The sequence below is a fragment of the Acidisoma sp. L85 genome (genome assembly GCF_009765865.1).
GTDB lineage: Bacteria > Pseudomonadota > Alphaproteobacteria > Acetobacterales > Acetobacteraceae > Acidisoma.
This window is the reverse complement of sequence record NZ_LMUQ01000076.1, coordinates 195,854-212,646: the sequence shown is the minus strand read 5'-3', so window position 1 is coordinate 212,646 and position 16,793 is coordinate 195,854. Positions and strand designations below refer to the sequence as shown.

At 65.1% G+C, this 16,793-nt stretch carries 16 protein-coding genes and 1 pseudogene; 11 read left to right on the top strand and 6 right to left on the bottom strand.

The window, feature by feature from the left end; translation table 11 throughout:
- The 5 genes from metK to GSQ83_RS26765 form a co-directional block, all read right to left on the bottom strand.
- A partial coding sequence (metK, locus tag GSQ83_RS26785) for a methionine adenosyltransferase (protein WP_158805911.1) occupies nt 1-816 on the bottom strand: 816 nt, incomplete at its 3' end.
- Between the two features lie 92 nt (nt 817-908).
- A complete protein-coding gene (gene dapB, locus GSQ83_RS26780) occupies nt 909-1,664 on the bottom strand; it encodes a 4-hydroxy-tetrahydrodipicolinate reductase (protein WP_158806092.1) in 756 nt (251 codons plus the stop codon).
- Between the two features lie 30 nt (nt 1,665-1,694).
- Nucleotides 1,695-2,417 (bottom strand): acetoacetyl-CoA reductase, encoded by a 723-nt coding sequence (gene phbB, locus GSQ83_RS26775; RefSeq protein WP_158805910.1) that lies wholly within the window; start codon nt 2,415-2,417, stop codon nt 1,695-1,697.
- A gap of 124 nt (nt 2,418-2,541) precedes the next feature.
- Nucleotides 2,542-3,600 (bottom strand): glycosyltransferase family 4 protein, encoded by a 1,059-nt coding sequence (locus GSQ83_RS26770; RefSeq protein WP_158805909.1) that lies wholly within the window; start codon nt 3,598-3,600, stop codon nt 2,542-2,544.
- Nucleotides 3,601-3,682: 82 nt separating this feature from the next.
- Nucleotides 3,683-4,819 (bottom strand): hypothetical protein, encoded by a 1,137-nt coding sequence (locus GSQ83_RS26765; protein WP_158805908.1) that lies wholly within the window; start codon nt 4,817-4,819, stop codon nt 3,683-3,685.
- Nucleotides 4,820-5,180: 361 nt separating this feature from the next.
- Between GSQ83_RS26765 and GSQ83_RS26760 the strand changes: the two are divergent.
- From GSQ83_RS26760 to GSQ83_RS26725, 8 genes and pseudogenes are all read left to right on the top strand, one after another.
- A pseudogene (locus tag GSQ83_RS26760) lies at nt 5,181-5,837 on the top strand (50S ribosomal protein L25/general stress protein Ctc); the annotation flags it as partial.
- A gap of 117 nt (nt 5,838-5,954) precedes the next feature.
- The gene (gene pth, locus GSQ83_RS26755; RefSeq protein WP_158805906.1) at nt 5,955-6,533 is read left to right on the top strand and encodes an aminoacyl-tRNA hydrolase; all 579 of its coding nucleotides are present in this window, start codon (nt 5,955-5,957) and stop codon (nt 6,531-6,533) included.
- Nucleotides 6,533-7,627, top strand: a complete 1,095-nt coding sequence (gene ychF / locus GSQ83_RS26750; protein ID WP_158805905.1) for a redox-regulated ATPase YchF — start codon at nt 6,533-6,535, stop codon at nt 7,625-7,627. The genes pth and ychF overlap by 1 nt, the downstream gene beginning before the upstream one ends.
- Before the next feature lie 236 nt (nt 7,628-7,863).
- Nucleotides 7,864-8,064, top strand: coding sequence for a hypothetical protein (locus tag GSQ83_RS26745; RefSeq protein ID WP_158805904.1), 201 nt, complete (start codon nt 7,864-7,866; stop codon nt 8,062-8,064).
- 32 nt (nt 8,065-8,096) lie between these two features.
- Entirely contained in the window at nt 8,097-8,621 is a 525-nt protein-coding gene (locus tag GSQ83_RS26740) for a gluconokinase (protein WP_254065928.1), read from the top strand.
- Nucleotides 8,618-9,241 (top strand): bifunctional nicotinamidase/pyrazinamidase, encoded by a 624-nt coding sequence (gene pncA / locus GSQ83_RS26735; protein ID WP_158805903.1) that lies wholly within the window; start codon nt 8,618-8,620, stop codon nt 9,239-9,241. The genes GSQ83_RS26740 and pncA overlap by 4 nt, the downstream gene beginning before the upstream one ends.
- Nucleotides 9,242-9,358: 117 nt before the next feature.
- Complete coding sequence (gene recA, locus GSQ83_RS26730; protein ID WP_158805902.1) at nt 9,359-10,399, top strand: recombinase RecA; 1,041 nt, start codon at nt 9,359-9,361, stop codon at nt 10,397-10,399.
- A 16-nt stretch (nt 10,400-10,415) separates the two neighbouring features.
- The gene (locus GSQ83_RS26725) at nt 10,416-10,838 is read left to right on the top strand and encodes a cytidine deaminase (RefSeq protein ID WP_158805901.1); all 423 of its coding nucleotides are present in this window, start codon (nt 10,416-10,418) and stop codon (nt 10,836-10,838) included.
- Nucleotides 10,839-11,081: 243 nt separating this feature from the next.
- Here the strand turns inward: GSQ83_RS26725 and GSQ83_RS26720 are convergent, their stop codons facing one another.
- Nucleotides 11,082-11,879, bottom strand: coding sequence for a PP2C family serine/threonine-protein phosphatase (locus tag GSQ83_RS26720; RefSeq protein WP_158805900.1), 798 nt, complete (start codon nt 11,877-11,879; stop codon nt 11,082-11,084).
- An 849-nt stretch (nt 11,880-12,728) separates the two neighbouring features.
- On the opposite strand from GSQ83_RS26720, the gene thrC reads away from it, so the two are divergent.
- From thrC to GSQ83_RS26705, 3 genes are read left to right on the top strand one after another with little or no spacing between them, the layout of a single operon-like run.
- Entirely contained in the window at nt 12,729-14,162 is a 1,434-nt protein-coding gene (thrC, locus tag GSQ83_RS26715) for a threonine synthase (RefSeq protein WP_158805899.1), read from the top strand.
- Complete coding sequence (locus GSQ83_RS26710) at nt 14,159-15,424, top strand: pitrilysin family protein (protein ID WP_158805898.1); 1,266 nt, start codon at nt 14,159-14,161, stop codon at nt 15,422-15,424. Before thrC ends, GSQ83_RS26710 begins: the two co-directional genes overlap by 4 nt.
- Entirely contained in the window at nt 15,421-16,779 is a 1,359-nt protein-coding gene (locus GSQ83_RS26705) for a TldD/PmbA family protein (RefSeq protein WP_158805897.1), read from the top strand. The genes GSQ83_RS26710 and GSQ83_RS26705 overlap by 4 nt, the downstream gene beginning before the upstream one ends.
- Nucleotides 16,780-16,793 lie beyond the last annotated feature (14 nt).

Genomic DNA, 16,793 nt, shown 5'->3' with positions numbered 1-16,793 from the left:
GTCCTTGCCGCTGAAGGCGCCCCCGCCATGCGGAGCCGCGCCGCCGTAGGTATCGACAATGATCTTGCGCCCGGTCAGGCCGCAATCGCCGTCCGGGCCGCCGACCACGAAGCTGCCGGTCGGGTTGATGTAGATTTCTTTCTCAGGGGGCATCCAGCCGGCGGGCAAGCTGGTTTCGATAATGGGCAACAACATGCCCTTGATCTTGCTCTGGCTGACGCCCTCGTCGTGCTGGGTCGAGACGACGATGCTGGTGGCGCCCACCGGCTTGCCATCAACATAGCGCAGCGTGACCTGGCTCTTGGCGTCGGGCTGCAGACCGGCGACCAGCAGATCCTTGTTGCGGCGCATTTCGCTGACCCGGCGGAGGATGAGATGCGCATAGTACAGCGGCGCGGGCATCAGATCCTCGGTCTCGCGGCAGGCATAGCCGAACATGATGCCCTGGTCGCCGGCGCCCTCATCCTTGTTGCCGGCGGCGTCCACGCCCACCGCGATATCGGCGGACTGGGCATGCAGATGCACATCCACCTGGGCATTGCGCCAGGAGAAGCCGGACTGGTCGTAGCCGATATCATGCACCGCGAGGCGCGCGAGATGGGCGAGATATTCGGGCGTGATGGTATCCGGTCCCCGGGTCTCGCCGGCTAGCACGATGCGATTCGTGGTCACCAAAGTTTCGCAGGCGACGCGCGCATAGGGGTCGGCAGTCAGATAGGCGTCGAGCACGGTGTCGCTGATACGGTCGGCGACCTTGTCCGGATGGCCTTCGGACACCGATTCCGACGTGAAGAGATACTCGCCGCTGTCACGCATTGCTTACTGATTCCAGACCACAGGGATAGTTCGCACCGGGCGGCGCGCAGGGGGTTTGGCCGAAAGCCGCTAGGGGGTCAATACAGCGGCGGTTAGTGAAGACCCAGAACATCCCGCATGGAATAAAGGCCGGGCGGCCGCGTGGCTATCCAGGCAGCGGCGCGCACGGCGCCTGTCGCAAAGGCTCTGCGATCAAAGGCCCGATGTATGAGAGCGATATGCTCATCTGCTCCCGCAAAGAGTAAACTATGCTCCCCAACCACTTGGCCGCCCCGCAAAGCGGCGAAACCAATCTCGCCAGTTGGGCGAGGGCCGGAATGGCCGTCCCGCCCGCTCCGCATGACCTGCTCAAGCGCCACGCCGCGCCCGCGCGCCACCGCGCGGCCCAGCGCGATCGCGGTGCCGGAGGGCGCGTCGACTTTTTGCCGGTGATGCATTTCGACGATTTCAGCGTCGTAACTCTCCGGCGGCAGGGCGGCTGCCAGCCGCTCGGCCAGGGCTTCGACGACTGTAACGCCCGGCGCGAAATTCGCGGCATAGACGATCGCGACGCGCCTCGCCGCCTCGCTGACGGCCATCTCGTCCGCCGCCGACAAGCCCGAGGTGCCGAGCACCCAAGGTGTAAGGGCCTCGGCCAAAACAGCGGCGTGCTGTTGAACGGCCGCCGCACGGGTGAAGTCGATCACGACATCGCTCGCCACCGCGAGGGCGGCGACGTTTGGGAAGAGCGGCGCTTCCCCGCCGCCCGACCCGCGCGTGCCACCGGCCAGCACGGCGCCGGCGGCCGCCACTTCCTCGACCAGCAGCTTGCCGACGCGGCCGGTGATGCCGGCGATGCCGATCCTCAGAGACATAAAGACATCATTATATGTTTATCATCAGTACATATGCTGGCCGCCGTTGATCGATAGCGTCGAACCGGTGATGAAGTCGCCCTCGTCGGCCGTAAGGAAAGCGACGCCTCGGGCGATGTCCTCGGCGTGGCCGAGTCGGCCCATGGGGATCCGGGCGACGATTTTCACCAGCACATCCTCAGGCACGGCCCGTACCATTTCCGTATCGACATATCCTGGCGCGATGGCGTTGACCGTGATGCCGAACCGCGCGCCTTCCTGCGCCAAGGCTTTGGTGAAGCCATGGATGCCCGACTTCGCGGCGGCGTAGTTCACCTGGCCATACTGACCCGCCTGGCCGTTGATGCTGCCGATATTGACGACGCGCCCAAATTTCTTGGACTTCATCCCGTCGAAGGTCAGCTTGCAGAGGTTGAAGCAGGAGCCGAGGTTGGTGTCGATCACCTGATCCCACATGTCACGGCTCATCCGCGCCATGGTGCCGTCCCGCGTGATGCCGGCGTTGTTGACCAAAATCTCGATCGCGCCGTGCTCCTCGATGATCCGCGCGACCGCCGCCTCGCAGGCGGCAAAATCGCCGGCGTCGAATCGGATGGTTGGGATGCCGGTCTCGGCGGTGAAGGCCTCGGCGGCGGCCGTGTTGCCGGCGTAATTCGCCACGACCTTTCGCCCCGCCTTATGCAACGCCACGCTGATGGCGGCACCGATGCCGCGCGTGCCTCCGGTGACCAATGCGACGCGAGCCATGGTTAAGCCTCCCTGTTGTTCCCGGTTCCGACGTTTCTCGCCGGTCTTCCAGTCCCGCGCGGCCATGCGGCCTTCTGCGGGCCTCAAGACAATGTAGGGGAAGTTCGGGATCCGCACAGGCGGTTCATCGCGACCATCGACCAATCTCGGCCCGCCGGGCGCGATGGGCGACATAGAAAGTCCAGATGATCGGCGGCAGCAGCGGCACCAGCACGATCGGCGGCTTATAGGGCGAGGGCGCGGCCAGAAAACACCAGGCCGAGGCCGCGCCGAACAGGGCGAAGCCCCAATAGATCAGGGTGATCAGCCGCGGGTCCATGCCGGCGCGGTGCGCGACATGGAAAAGATGTCCGCGATGGGCTTGGGTAATGTTCTCGCCGCGCGACAGGCGGCGCACCAGCGTGAAGGCGACGTCGTAGAGCGCGCCCGCCAGCATCATCGGCACCAGGACGAAGGATAGTTCCTGGGTCTGGAATCGGGAGGAGGCGACCGCGAGCATGGCCAGCACGAAGCCGCAGAACTGGCTGCCGACATCACCCATGAAGATGCGGGCACGGGGATAGTTGAACGGCAGGAAGCCAAGGATGCCCGCCGCCAGCAGCGCCGCCGCGAGATAGGTGAACCAGCCATTGGCATGGGCCGCGAAGATGCTGAGGAAGACGCAGGTGATGAGCGCGGTACCCGAGGAGAGCCCGTTCAGCCCATCGATGAAGTTCATCGTATTGGTCGCGAAGAGGATCCAGCACAGGGTGAAGGGGATCGCCAGCGGCCCGACATCGACGCCGCCGACATAAGGCACGCGATACAGCCCGACATAGAGACCGCTGCCCACCGCCGCGAGCGCCGCGACCACCTGCGTCGCCAGCTTGATGACGAAGGGATAGTCGTAGAGGTCGTCCAGGAAGGCGACGAGCGCGATGGCGCAGGACGACATGATCATGCCGCGGAAATAAGGATCCGCGATGCGGGCGAAGCCGGCGTAGCGATAGAGGATCGCGATGCCGAGGAGATAGGCGACCACGATACCGACGCCGCCCATCTTGGGCACCGGCGCGCCATGCACCTTGCGTTCGCTCGGGTGGTCCATGAAGCCGACGGATATCATCACCCGCACGACCGCCGCCGAGAGCAGCGCCAGGCCGGCGAGGAAGACCAGGTGGCGGATCGAGGCGTGAAGTGTCATGCGGCCCGAGGCGGTGAGCGGCCGGGACCATGGCGGATGGCCGCACGTCGGGCAAGCCGCACCGCTCAGGCATGGCCGGACTTTACGCGGAGGCGGCGGTCTTGTCCGTCTTCTCCTGCGGGCTAGGACCGGCTCCTTTGAGACGCACGAAGCCCTGAAGCGTATCGAACCAGAAGGGTGCGCCGAACAGCGTCGCGAATGCGGTCACCAGCCAGCCCAACACGGATTCCAAAGTGAAGCCTGAGCCCCATCTGCCCGGCGGCCAGCCGACCGGCAGCGTCTTGTCTAGCGGCCCAATCATGCCAGTCGCGGCTGTGGCCCAATCAGCGAGATTCGTCGGGTTTGCGAAGAGCGTGGGCTTCATGCTGTCCGGTATCTTCAACTGCTCGGCTAGCTCGGGATGGCTCCAGAGGGAGGTTGCCAGATGGATCGTATCGACATTGACCAGGGCGGAAACGAGCAGAGCGATCACGAAGGTTAGAAGCTGTGCCCAGCGTTTGAAGGCGCCACCGACGCGGTCCATAGCGCTATCGAACCAGTCCGCGACCTCGGTCCGGACTTCTTTGATATCACCCTCGGCGCGGTCGATGATCCCCTCCAGAAGCTGTTGCACCTGAGGATCCACTTGGCCAATCGTCGCCAGTCCGGCCGCCAGCGCCGCCTTGAGGTTACGCACCGCCTCGGGTCCGGGCGCAGCAGCGGCGGCGCTGCTGGCGGCGTTCAGTCCTGTGACATCGAGCAGGGCGTTGGCGAATTGTATCTTGTTGACATAGGCGGGCAGGCGCGTCCCGCCGCGCCACACCTCCACGATCTTCCCCTGGGCCCACTGCCATCCCCAACTGGCCGGCACGGGACCCGGGGCAGCGGCCCGGGTGGCAGCGGCACCAGCGGCGGCTCTCGCGGCGTCAACGACATGCGCCAGGGCAGCGTCTGGCGCGCCTGCCTGCGCAGCGGCCGGCGCCGCCACCGGAGCGACGAGTGGGGCGGAAAGCGGCGGCAGGAAGCCGCGCGGATTGATGGCGGCGTGGCCGTAAAGCACCCTGGCGAGGCCCTGCAACTCGGGATCATTTACCAGGTCCTTGATCCCGCCCAGCAAAGAACTTGACCGGATCTTGAAGAGCGAATTGATCGCCTCGGCAATTGAGCTGCTGATCAGGCTGACGGCAAGGAACGCGAAGACAAGCCCGATCCCGACGTCAAGTATTGCACTGCCAAACATGCTACCGCCCCTCGGCACCAGCGGGAGCAGTATCGGCGTGCCCCCCAGGCGGGTCTTGTTCCTTGGCGAAATGGACTGAACCCGGCATAGCCAGTCTCCTCTTGAAGGGAAATCAGGCAGCAGGAACCAGCATCGGAAGGCGCTATGCTTTCGCGACGCCGAAACGATTTATTCGTTGAATCTGACTTAAACCGCGGCCGAAAAGTTCCGCAACGAGAAAGTCACCGTTAAGCGCGATCCGCTTGAGGCAGCCGTGCGGCCCTTAGCGGTTGCTCGTCCTGTTCGCTTCCGCTACATCGCGCCCGGAACGTCGGCACCCCTGGAGGCCGGCGTTTTTAGTGTTTTACCCAAGGAGCAGGTTATGGCCCAGTTTACGTCTATTCCGGCCGAGCTGCGCGAGCGGGCAGGTAAGGGGGCAGCGCGCGCGACACGCCGGGCGGGGAGAGTTCCCGCGGTTATCTATGGTGCCTCGCAGGCGCCGACCCTCATTTCGCTCGAGCCGCGCGCCGTGATGAAGGAGCTGCATCGCGGTGGTTGGCGGTCGCGTCTGTATGAGCTGAACCTCGGCACCGAGAACACGCGCGCCCTCATCCGGGACGTGCAGTTCCATCCGGTGAGCGACCAGCCCGAGCATGTCGACTTCCAGCGCCTCGCCCCCGGCGAGCAGATCCGCGTTGCCGTGCAGGTGATCTTCGAGAACGACACGGTGTCCCCCGGCATCAAGCGCGGCGGCGTGCTGAACGTGGTCCGCCACACGGTCGAGGTCTATGCCGACCCTGAGACAGTGCCGGAAGCCTTCCATGCCGATCTCAGCGAACTCGACATCAACGACAACATCCGCTTCTCGGACCTGCGCGGCACCGAGGGCACGCGCCCGACCATCGTCGAGCGTGACTTCGTAGTCGCCACGGTCGCGCCGCCCACGCAGCAGGCCGAGGCCGATGCGGCCGAGGATGCCGCCGCCGCCGTCGCCGCCTCCCCGACTGGCGGCAAGCCCGCTGTGGCCGCCAAGGGCGGCGCCGCGAAAGGTGCCGCACCCGCTGCCGCCAAGGGCTCGACCCCTGGCCCGGCCGTGAAGGCACCGCAGAAGAAGAAATAAGGGCTGGCCAGGCCGGACAGGGTTAGCTTCGCTGCGATGCTGCTCTGGGCCGGCCTCGGCAATCCCGATCCGGGGATGGCCCGGAATCGCCACAATATCGGCTTCATGGCGCTCGACGTCATCGCGATCCGCCATGGCTTCGGGCCATGGCGGCCGCGCTTCAAAGGGCTGATCGCCGAAGGCCGCGTCGGCACCGCGCGCGTGCTGGCGCTCAAGCCGCTGACCTATATGAACGCCTCCGGCCAATCGGTTCAGGCGGCGGCAGCCTTCTTCAAGATCGAACCGGCGGCGATGACGGTCTTCCACGACGAGCTCGACCTGGTGCCTGGCAAGCTGCGGGTGAAGCAGGGCGGCGGAGCGGCGGGGCATAACGGCCTCCGCAGCATAGACCAGATGCTCGGGACACCGGATTACCGCCGGGTGCGGCTGGGCATCGGCCATCCCGGCCACAAGGACCGCGTGACGGGCCATGTGCTGAGCGACTTTTCCGCCGGCGACCGCGACTGGCTGATCCCTTTCCTGGACGCCGTGGCGGATGACGCGCCGCTCCTGGCCGAGGACCGGCCGGAAGATTTCATGACAGCCGTCGCGCAAAAGATGCGGAGCGTATCGTAATGGGTTTCAACTGCGGCATCGTCGGCCTGCCCAATGTCGGCAAGTCGACGCTTTTCAACGCGCTGACGGCGACGGCGGCGGCGCAGGCGGCGAATTATCCGTTCTGCACGATCGAACCGAATGTCGGCCGCGTGGCGGTGCCGGACGCGCGTTTGCAAATTCTGGCCACCATCGGGAAATCGGCGAAGATTCTGCCGACGAGCCTGGAATTCGTCGATATCGCCGGTCTCGTGCGCGGCGCCTCCAAAGGGGAGGGCCTCGGCAACCAGTTCCTCGCCAATATCCGCGAGACGGATGCCATCATCCACGTCCTGCGCTGCTTCGAGGATAGCGACATCACCCATGTCGAGGGCGATATCGACCCGGTACGCGACGCCGAGGTGGTCGAGACCGAACTCATGCTCGCCGATCTCGAAAGCCTGGAGAAGCGGCTGATCGGCCTGCAGAAGCGGGCGCGCGGCGGCGACAAGGACAGCGTCGCCCAACTTGCTCTAGTGGAGCCCATCATCGCGGCGCTCACCGAAGGCCGGGCGGCGCGCACGGCGATCCCGGAGGCTGATCGCCGCACGGCGGAGCGGCTGCAACTGCTGACCGCCAAGCCGGTGCTCTATGTCTGCAACGTCGAGGAAGCCTCGGCCGCGAGCGGCAATGCCTTTTCGGCCAAGGTCGCCGAGATGGCGGCGCGGCAAGGCGCGGCTTATGTCGTGGTTTCGGCGGCCATCGAATCCGAAGTCAGTCAGTTGCCGGAGGCCGATCAGGGCGAATACCTGGAGGGTCTGGGCCTGACCGAAAGCGGCCTCGCGCGCGTCATCGCCGCAGGCTATGGCCTGCTGGGCCTCATCACCTATTTCACGGTCGGTCCCAAGGAAACGCGGGCCTGGACGATCCTGAAGGGCACCAAGGCGCCGGGCGCCGCGGGCGCCATCCACGGCGACTTCGAGCGCGGCTTCATCGCCTGCGAAACCACCGCCTATGACGATTACGTCGCACTCAAAGGCGAGGCTGGCGCCCGCGAGGCCGGCAAGCTGCGGATCGAAGGTAAGGAATACGTGGTAAAGGACGGCGACGTCTTGCTGTTCCGCTTCAACGTGTGACGGAGTGCCATGCCAAAGACGACGCGATACTCCTCCCCGCGATCGAGGATATGATCGCGGATCGCCTCGCTCAGTATTCTGCCGGGAACGCGTTCGACACTTCGGGGCTTGAGCAAGCTCGGGCCTTGTTCCGGCTGGCAGACGGGTTGGACATCGCTTATCTCTCTAAACGAATACGCGACGAAGGTGGCGACCTGGGGCTGCTGGAGCCCTGAGACGGTCGGAGGTTTCGAAACATGAAGACGATCAGGCTTGAAGATCTGCTGGCCCGAGTCGATGCGCGGAAGAAGGCGCTCGGCATGACTGATACGCCGGCCGGGGTTGAGGCGCTGCGCAATAGCGGCCTCAACCGCACGCCCGAGAAGCGTGAACTGCTTCGCCGCGTAGAGCAGCGGGCAATCGAAGCCGGCGTGAAGCCGGTGCCGGCGCATTACTGAGCCGTCCGCGACCCATTGCGACAGGAGCCGCCGTGACGGCCGACCGACCCACCGCCCTCATCTTCATGGGCGTTTCCGGCAGCGGGAAATCGACCATCGCCGCCGGGGTTGCCGAAAAGCTCGGGCTGCAGATGCTGGAAGGGGACGACCTTCATCCCGCCGCCAATATCGCCAAGATGTCCGCTGGCACGCCTCTCACCGACGAGGATCGCTGGCCCTGGCTGCGCATCATCGCCGGAAAGATCGCGGCCTGGCGGCAAAACGGTATGGAGGGGATCGTCACCTGTTCCTCGCTGCGCCGCAGCTACCGGGATGTGCTGCGCGCCGGGCATGACGATGTGCTCTTCGTCTACCTCAAGGGCAGCCGGGCGCTGCTGCTCGACCGCATGCAGCACCGCACGCGCCACTTCATGCCGGCGAGCCTGCTGGACACCCAGCTCGCAACCCTGGAGGAGCCGGGCGCCGACGAGGCCGCCGTGACGATCGAGATGGGGCCGCCGCCCGATGAGGTGGTGACGAATGTCCTGAAGGCCCTCGCCGCACGGGATGCGGCATGACGCCGAATGCGGCGCTGCTCGTCGTCGATATGCAGAACGACTTCATGCCGGGCGGCGCGCTCGCTGTGCCACGCGGGCATGAGATCGTCGAGCCGATCAATCGTCTCGCCCAGCGCTTCGCCAATGTCGTGCTGACGCAGGATTGGCATTGCCCCGGCCATGCCTCCTTCGCCTCCAGCCATCCGGGGCGGCAGGTCTACGAGACCATCGACGCCTTCTACGGTCCGCAAATCCTCTGGCCCGATCATTGCGTCATGGGCAGCCACGGCGCCGCGCTGCACCCCGATCTGGATATCCGCCATGCCGGGCTGATCCTGCGCAAAGGCTACCACAAGGCGGTCGACAGCTATTCGGCCTTCCTGGAAGCCGACCGCGAGACGCGCACCGGGCTCGATGGCTGGCTCAGCAGCCGGGGCATAACGGAGGTCGTCGTCTGCGGCCTCGCCACCGATTTCTGCGTCGGCTGGACCGCCTGCGACGGCCGCCATTTCGGGCTCACCGTGAAAGTGATCGAGGAGGCCAGCCGGGCGATCGATCTCGATGGCTCGATGGCCCGGGCGCATCGCAATATGGCCGTTGCGGGTGCGAATTTCGTAACGATCTCACAACTTATCGGCTAGACTTTACGAAGGCCGCCCCATGCGGTGTTGCTTAAACGTTCACATTTAGGCAGTGTCCGCGCCCGGCCGATTCGGACAGCGCGGATTGCGACTCGGCACCGTTTTTTGGAGACCCCGATGGAAAAGAACAAGGCGCTCGACGCGGCCCTGGCGCAGATCGAGCGCGCTTTCGGCAAGGGCTCTATCATGCGGATGGGAGACCGGACGGGCGATGAGCATATCGAGGTGATCCCCTCGGGCTCCATCGGGCTCGACCTGGCGCTTGGGATCGGTGGCCTGCCGCGCGGCCGGATCGTCGAGATCTACGGCCCTGAAAGCTCGGGCAAGACCACCCTCGCCTTGCACGCCATCGCGGAGGCGCAGAAGCGCGGCGGCACTTGCGCCTTTATCGACGCCGAACATGCGCTCGACCCGCTCTATGCCCGCAAGCTGGGCGTGGATGTCGACAACCTGCTGATCAGCCAGCCGGATGCCGGCGAGCAGGCGCTCGAAATCGCCGATACGCTGGTGCGCTCGGGCGCGGTGGACGTGCTGGTGGTCGATAGCGTCGCTGCTCTGGTGCCCCGCGCCGAACTCGAAGGCGAGATGGGCGACAGCCATGTCGGGCTGCATGCCCGGCTAATGAGCCAGGCGTTGCGCAAGCTGACCGGCTCGGTGTCGAAATCCAAGACCATGCTGATCTTCCTCAACCAGATCCGCCTCAAGATCGGCGTGATGTTCGGCAATCCGGAGACGACGACGGGCGGCAACGCGCTGAAATTCTATGCCTCCATCCGCCTCGACATCCGCCGCATCGGCCAGATCAAAGACAAGGAAGAGGTCGTCGGCAACCAGACGCGCGTGAAGGTGGTGAAGAACAAGCTCGCCCCGCCGTTCCGTCAGGTCGAGTTCGACATCATGTATGGCGAGGGCATCAGCAAGATGGGCGAGCTGATCGACCTTGGCGTGAAGGGCGGTTTGGTGGAAAAGTCGGGCGCCTGGTTCAGCTTCGACAGCCAGCGCATCGGCCAGGGGCGCGCGAATGCCAAGCAGTTCATGACCGACCATCCTGAGATGGCCGAGGCGCTGGAGCATAAGCTGCGGGATCAGTCAGGCATCCTGGTCAATGCCATGATGGCCGAGCCGACATCCGAGGAGGAAGCTGAGGCTGCCGAATGACGTGGATGCCGGGGCCTTGGACCCCGCCGAACCGCTTACCGAGGCGGATGACGAACTGATCGCGGCCGCGCGGGAGACGCTCGCGCGGCATTACCGGCCCTTCTGGCACATGGTCTCGGCCGCGCTGCGCGGGCGGGACGGACGTGTCTGGACGGGTATTCATCTAGGCGCGACGGTCGGCCGGCTGCAGGTCTGCGCTGAAGCCGTGGCTCTCGGTCGTGCCATTCTCGAAGGCGACGGAACGATCGAGACGGCAGTCGCGATCCGCCATCCGAAGCCAGGAGAGGACGACCAGAGCCTCGCCATAGTCTCGCCCTGTGGCGCGTGCCGGGAGATGATCCTGGACTATGACCCGGAAGCGCGGGTGATCCTGCCGGGGCTGCTGGCGCCCATCAAGCTGCCGGTGCGCGCGCTGCTGCCTTCGCCTTACCGGCGATAGACGCCTCGCTCCGGAGCGTCGATGAAGCTGTCATGAGGCTAGACACCGGCGCCCGCTGCGGCATCTCTCAACACTAGCATCGCAATGGGCTATCCGCGAACGTCGTATCGTGCTGGCAACGTCACACTTCCATCGCAGAACACTTCAATCTCTTGATCGACTTTTGGTCGCTCCATTCGTGGCCTCGGTGCCGCTGAGCCAACGGGGCTCAAGGCTGCTTCACAGCCGCCTCTAACGATCAGCTCAACCTGTAACACCTGTTGTCTGCTCGCCAGCAGATGTTGCTGCCGCAGCCAATTGCTCAGGCGCTGCCAGCCGAGGCCTTGCTGAGGCATGATGTCGCCGGCTCGTCCCAGACTCGGTCTCGCGCGCATGAAGCGCATGGTGGATGCCGGACCGCACCGTGGCCGCCACCTCGGCGGCGTTTTCGCCATGGCCGTCGGCCACGCCAATGTAGGTGGCGACCTTGGAATCTCGTTTCAGCCGAGCGATGGAGACGGAGATATTGTCGCCCTTTTTCACCCCCGCCTTCTCCGCGCTCTTGAGGGCGCGGTCTATACAGCGTCTCGCGATATCCGCGGACTTGTCTCCCGGCTTGAACTCGGCCTCGAAATCTTTTGTGTCGTTGCATTCAATCAGGCCGTCGCTGGCACAGAACACAAAGACGTCGATATCGGGATTGGCAAGAACCTGATTCAGATCGAGCGTCTGGATGGTTGGTTTGGCGGTAATGCCGACGAACTCACGGTCGCCGAAGCTCCGAGCAAGTGCAAGATCCGCGTTACCATTGACCTGGCGGCCGTGCTCGACCTTACCGCCCCGCCTCTTGATCCTCGCGAGCTCAGCCGGTGCGTCTGGACTCTGGTCTTCGGTCAGATCGCGCAGGTCGGCTTTTCCGGTCCTTCTATTGACCAAGACGTAACCCAAGGGGCTGTCGCCGATCTGCAGGGTTGTCAGCTTATGATCCGGTGTGAGGATGGCGGCGCTTAGTGTCGAACCGCCTTCAATATAGTGCTGTGTCGCGTCGTCGATGTCTTTCACGGCTCGGCACAGCAATTCTCTAGCCGTTCTGGCGTCGGCTATGTGGGAGCTGGTTCCCCAAAAGGCGCGATCCTGCTGGTCAGGATAGCGGCCGTCGCCGTAGCCCATGTGATGGCGGGCGGCGACCGTGGTAGTTTCGGGGGCGTGCCTCACCTGTGCCGCTGGTCTACGAACTTGCAAAGCATGCTGGAACGCTCCGGCATTTTGCGCGACCTTGGAGTGTCCCACCCATGACGCGGGGTCTTGCCGAGTAACTATTGCGACCATCGCGGCACACCTTGTCAGCTGCAAGCCTCTGCATGCTGGTTTGAATAGGCGATAGGCGTGGCCTGCCTGATCACCGATGGTCCCAACCGCATGCCGGTGCAGTTTGCACGTTAACACTCTTGCGAGCGTTAAATCGGGCGGTGGGCGGAGGAAAATTCTGATGACGTTCAAGCCTTTGGAGCTAGCGGCGTGCCCGAACGGCATTATGCCTCGCCCAATAGCGTCGCGCGGTGCCTGGATCCCAGTATGCGGCGGTGCGCCAAGGATGCCGGTGTCTTGGCGATAGCGGCCAGTTACGCGAATTGGGAAAGGTCGCAACGCCCTCTCACCGAGTTTGGCAGAAGCCCGGCTGCAGCCGACAGCAGTTCGAATGGGATCATGGTGGACCCTCGAAGTGGTTTTTCAGCAATGCGCATCTCGCTGCCGGGAGGTTGATCGGCGCTGAAGCTCCGGCGGACAAAACGTGCCGGTCACTCGAGTGCGGACCGTGGAACTTCCCGATACGACCCGAAGACACACAATCGCCCCCGCCATGCCGCCTTCCCGCTGGCGGTTCAGGCGGTCTTGGGATAGCTCCGTCCGATGCGCTATATCTCGACCCGCGGCGAGGCGCCCCCTCGTGACTTTGGCGGCGTGCTGCTGGCTGGCCTCGCCGAGGATGGCGGGCTGTTCATGCCCGAAACCTGGCCGGAACGCTCCGCCGCGGAGTGGCGTGCGATGCGTGGGCTGCCCTATGCTGAGCTTTCCGCCCGCGTCATCCATCCCTTCCTGGGCGAAACGCTCTCCTTCGAGACGCTGCTGACCCTCTGCCGCCGCGCCTATGCCGGCTTCGACCATCCGGCGACCGTGCCGCTGATTCAGCTTGAGGACGGGCTCTGGGTGCAGGAGCTGTTCCACGGCCCCACCCTCGCCTTCAAGGACATGGCGCTCCAGCTGCTCGGGCAGCTCTTCGAGCATGTGCTGGCCGAGCGGGACGAGCGGATCACCATCGTCGGCGCGACCTCCGGCGATACCGGATCGGCGGCGATCGAGGCTTGCCGGGACCGCGCGCGGATCAAGATCGCCATCCTTCACCCCGAGGGCCGCACCAGCGAGGTGCAGCGGCGTCAGATGACGACTGTGCATGCCGCCAATGTCTGCAATATCGCGGTGGCCGGCACCTTCGACGACTGCCAGGACATGGTGAAGGCGCTGTTCGCGGACACGGCCTTCCGCACGGACATGCATCTCTCGGCGGTGAATTCGATCAACTGGGCGCGGATCGCGGCGCAGATTCCCTATTACGTGGCAGCCGCCCTGGCGCTCGGCGCGCCGGACCGGCCGGTGGCCTTTGCGGTCCCGACGGGCAATTTCGGCAATGTCCTCGCCGCCTGGGCGGCTCGGCGGATGGGGCTGCCGGTCGAGCGGCTCATTATCGGCTCCAACCGCAACGACATCCTGGCGCGCTTCCTCGCCGCGAATGACATGTCGGCGCGAGGGGTCGAGCCCAGCCTGTCGCCGAGCATGGACATTCAGGTCAGCTCCAATTTCGAGCGGCTGCTCTTCGAACTGCTCGGCCGCGATGCCCAGGCAACGGCCGCCACCATGCGCGACTTCCGCGCCACCGGCCGCATGCCGGTGCCCGAGGCGGCCTGGCGTGAGGCTACCGCGCTGTTACAGGGTTTTGCTCTCGACGATGCCGCAACAGCCGCGGAAATCCGGCGCATCCATGCGGCGAGCGGCTATCTCGCGGACCCCCATACCGCCATCGGCATCGCCGCCGCCCGCGCGGCGAGCCTCCCTGAGCCCGTGCCCATCATCGCCATGGCAACCGCGCATCCGGCAAAGTTCCCGGATGCGGTAGAGCAGGCCACCGGAATCCGCCCTCCTCTGCCGCCGCGCCTCGCCCATCTCATGAGTGGCACCGAGCGCTTCTCGCGTGCCGCCAATGATATCGGCGCGGTGGAGAGCCTCATCCGCGCCTTCGCCCAGTCCAATCAGCCACCCGCCCAACAGACACAGGAAACCGCCGCATGAGCGATGCCATCCGGGTCGAAACCCTGCCCTCCGGCCTCACGGTGGTGACGGAGGAGATGACACGGGTCGAAACGGTCTCGCTCGGGGCCTATGTCGCGGCCGGCACGCGGCACGAGCAGGCCGAGGAGAATGGCGTCTCCCATTTCCTCGAACACATGGCATTCAAGGGCACGGAGAGCCGCACCGCCGCGCATATCGCCGAGGAGATCGAGGCGGTCGGCGGCCATATCAACGCCTATACCGCCCGCGAGCAGACCGCCTATTACGTCAAGCTCCTCAAGGAAGACCTGGCGCTGGGTGCCGATATCATCGGCGATATCCTGACCCATAGCAGCTTCGAGCCGGAGGAGCTGGAACGCGAGCGCGGCGTGATCCTGCAGGAGATCGGCCAGGCCAACGACACGCCCGACGACATCATCTTCGACCACTTCCAGGAGACCGCCTATCCCGGCCAGGCCATGGGCCGTCCGGTGCTGGGGACAGAGGGCGTCATCCGTTCGCTGCCGCGCCATGCGCTGACCAACTATATGCGCGCCCATTATGGAACGCGGAACGTGGTGCTGGCCGCCGCCGGCAACCTCAAGCACGAGGAGGTCGTGCGGCTCGCCGCGAAGCACTTCGCGGATTTGCCCACCAGTTCGCCTGACATGCCGCACGCCGCTGCCTATCGGGGCGGCGAATTCCGCGAGGCGCGGGATCTGGACCAGGTCCATATCGTGCTCGGCTTTCCCTCGGTCTCCTACAGCGACCCCGACTTCTACCCATCGATGATGTTGTCCACCTTGCTCGGCGGCGGCATGTCCTCGCGGCTGTTCCAGGAGGTGCGTGAGCGGCGCGGGCTGGTCTATTCGATCTATTCCTTCACCGCGCCCGCGATGGATTCCGGCCTGTTCGGCATCTATGCCGGCACCGGCGAGAGCGAGGCGGAGGAACTCATGCCCGTCACGCTGGAGGAACTGCGCCGCGTGCAGCATGACGTGACCGAGGTCGAATTGGCGCGGGCGCGGGCGCAGGCGAAGTCGAGCATCCTCATGTCGCTCGAAAGCACCGGCAGCCGGTGCGAGCAGCTCGCCCGGCAGATCCAGATCCTTGGCCGCCTGATGCCGGTGTCTGAGATGGTCGCCAAGATCGAGGCGGTGACGATCGATGACGTCTGCCGCACCGCGTCGCGCCTTTTCCGGGCTACCCCGACACTCGCCGTTATGGGTCCGGCCGATAAGGTACCCGCGCTCCCCAGTATCACGGAGACCTTGGCGGCATGAGCGAGACCCTCACGAGCGACGCTGGCGTTGCTGCCCTGACCGACCGGCTCGGCGCGTTGCTGGCCGAGGCCAAGCGCGCTGGGGCCGATGCGGCGGACGCGATTTTGTTTTCCGGCACATCCCTTTCGGTCGCGTGCCGCCTCGGCAAGACGGAACATGTGGAGCGGCAAGAGGGCCGCGATCTCGGCCTCCGCGTCTTCCTTGGCGAGCGTTCGGCGATCGTCTCCGCCTCTGCGATGGACCCGGCGTCTTTCGCCGATATGGCGGACCGCGCGGTCGCGATGGCGCGAGTGGTGCCCCCTGATCCGCTGGCGAGCCTGGGCGAAGTTCATCCGGTTCCAGCCGATGACCTCGATCTCGATGACCCTTTCGAGCCCGACGTCGCCGTGCTCCAAGGCTGGGCGGCAGAGGCGGAAGATGCCGCGCGCTCAGTGCCGGGAATCACCAATAGCGAGGGCGGTGACGCTAATTTCGCGCGCGGTCTGTCCATCCTCATGACCAGCCGCGGCTTTGTCGGAAGCAACACGCGCACGACCTACAGCATCTCCGCCACGGCCATTGCGGGCGCCGGCGTCGATATGCAGCGCGATTACGACTACTCGAGCATGGTGCATGCCGATGACCTCGCGAAACCTTCCGAGATCGGGCATTCCGCCGCCGAGCGGGCTTTGGCGCGGATGTATCCTGGACGCCCCAAAACCGCGAAACTGCCCGTGGTGTACGACCCGCGCGTCTCGGGCAGTCTGCTCGGCCATATGGCTGGGGCGATCAATGGTAGCAGCGTCGCGCGCGGCGTGAGCTTTCTTAAGGATCGCATGGGGCAGCGCATATTCGCTCCGGGCATCACCATCAGGGACGATCCGCGCCGCCGCCGCTCCCTGCGATCACGCCTCTTCGATGGCGAAGGCCAGCCAACGATGGCGCGGGACTTCATCGCCGATGGCATTCTGACGAGCTGGGTGCTGGATATCCGCAGCGCGCGCCAGCTTGGCCTCACGACGACCGGTCATGCCTCGCGTGGTACCTCCGGGCCGCCGAGCCCCTCGATGACCAACCTTTATCTCGCACCGGGACAGGTCACGCCTGCCGAGCTGATGGCGGATATAACCGAAGGTTTATATCTCACCGAGCTGATCGGCTCCGGCATCAATCCCACAACCGGCGACTACAGCCGCGGCGCGGCCGGGTTCATGATCCGCAATGGCGCCATCACCGAGCCGGTCGCGGAGATCACCATCGCCGGCAATCTCATCGAGATGTTCGCGGGGATGCGACCCGCGAATGACCTCGAGTTCAAACGCGGCACCGATGCACCGACAATTCGCATCGATGGGATGACGATGGCGGGCGCCTGATTTTCGCCGCCCCA

Excerpts from the sequence above, each read along its gene's own strand:
- GSQ83_RS26765 (WP_158805908.1), bottom strand. The coding sequence starts at position 4,819 with ATGTTTGGCAGTGCAATACTTGACGTCGGGATCGGGCTTGTCTTCGCG.
- pncA (WP_158805903.1), top strand. The coding sequence starts at position 8,618 with ATGACGCCGAATGCGGCGCTGCTCGTCGTCGATATGCAGAACGACTTC.
- GSQ83_RS26770 (WP_158805909.1), bottom strand. The coding sequence starts at position 3,600 with ATGACACTTCACGCCTCGATCCGCCACCTGGTCTTCCTCGCCGGCCTG.
- GSQ83_RS26710 (WP_158805898.1), top strand. The coding sequence starts at position 14,159 with ATGAGCGATGCCATCCGGGTCGAAACCCTGCCCTCCGGCCTCACGGTG.
- GSQ83_RS26745 (WP_158805904.1), top strand. The coding sequence starts at position 7,864 with ATGAAGACGATCAGGCTTGAAGATCTGCTGGCCCGAGTCGATGCGCGG.
- thrC (WP_158805899.1), top strand. The coding sequence starts at position 12,729 with ATGCGCTATATCTCGACCCGCGGCGAGGCGCCCCCTCGTGACTTTGGC.
- pth (WP_158805906.1), top strand. The coding sequence starts at position 5,955 with ATGCTGCTCTGGGCCGGCCTCGGCAATCCCGATCCGGGGATGGCCCGG.
- phbB (WP_158805910.1), bottom strand. The coding sequence starts at position 2,417 with ATGGCTCGCGTCGCATTGGTCACCGGAGGCACGCGCGGCATCGGTGCC.
- recA (WP_158805902.1), top strand. The coding sequence starts at position 9,359 with ATGGAAAAGAACAAGGCGCTCGACGCGGCCCTGGCGCAGATCGAGCGC.
- ychF (WP_158805905.1), top strand. The coding sequence starts at position 6,533 with ATGGGTTTCAACTGCGGCATCGTCGGCCTGCCCAATGTCGGCAAGTCG.
- GSQ83_RS26705 (WP_158805897.1), top strand. The coding sequence starts at position 15,421 with ATGAGCGAGACCCTCACGAGCGACGCTGGCGTTGCTGCCCTGACCGAC.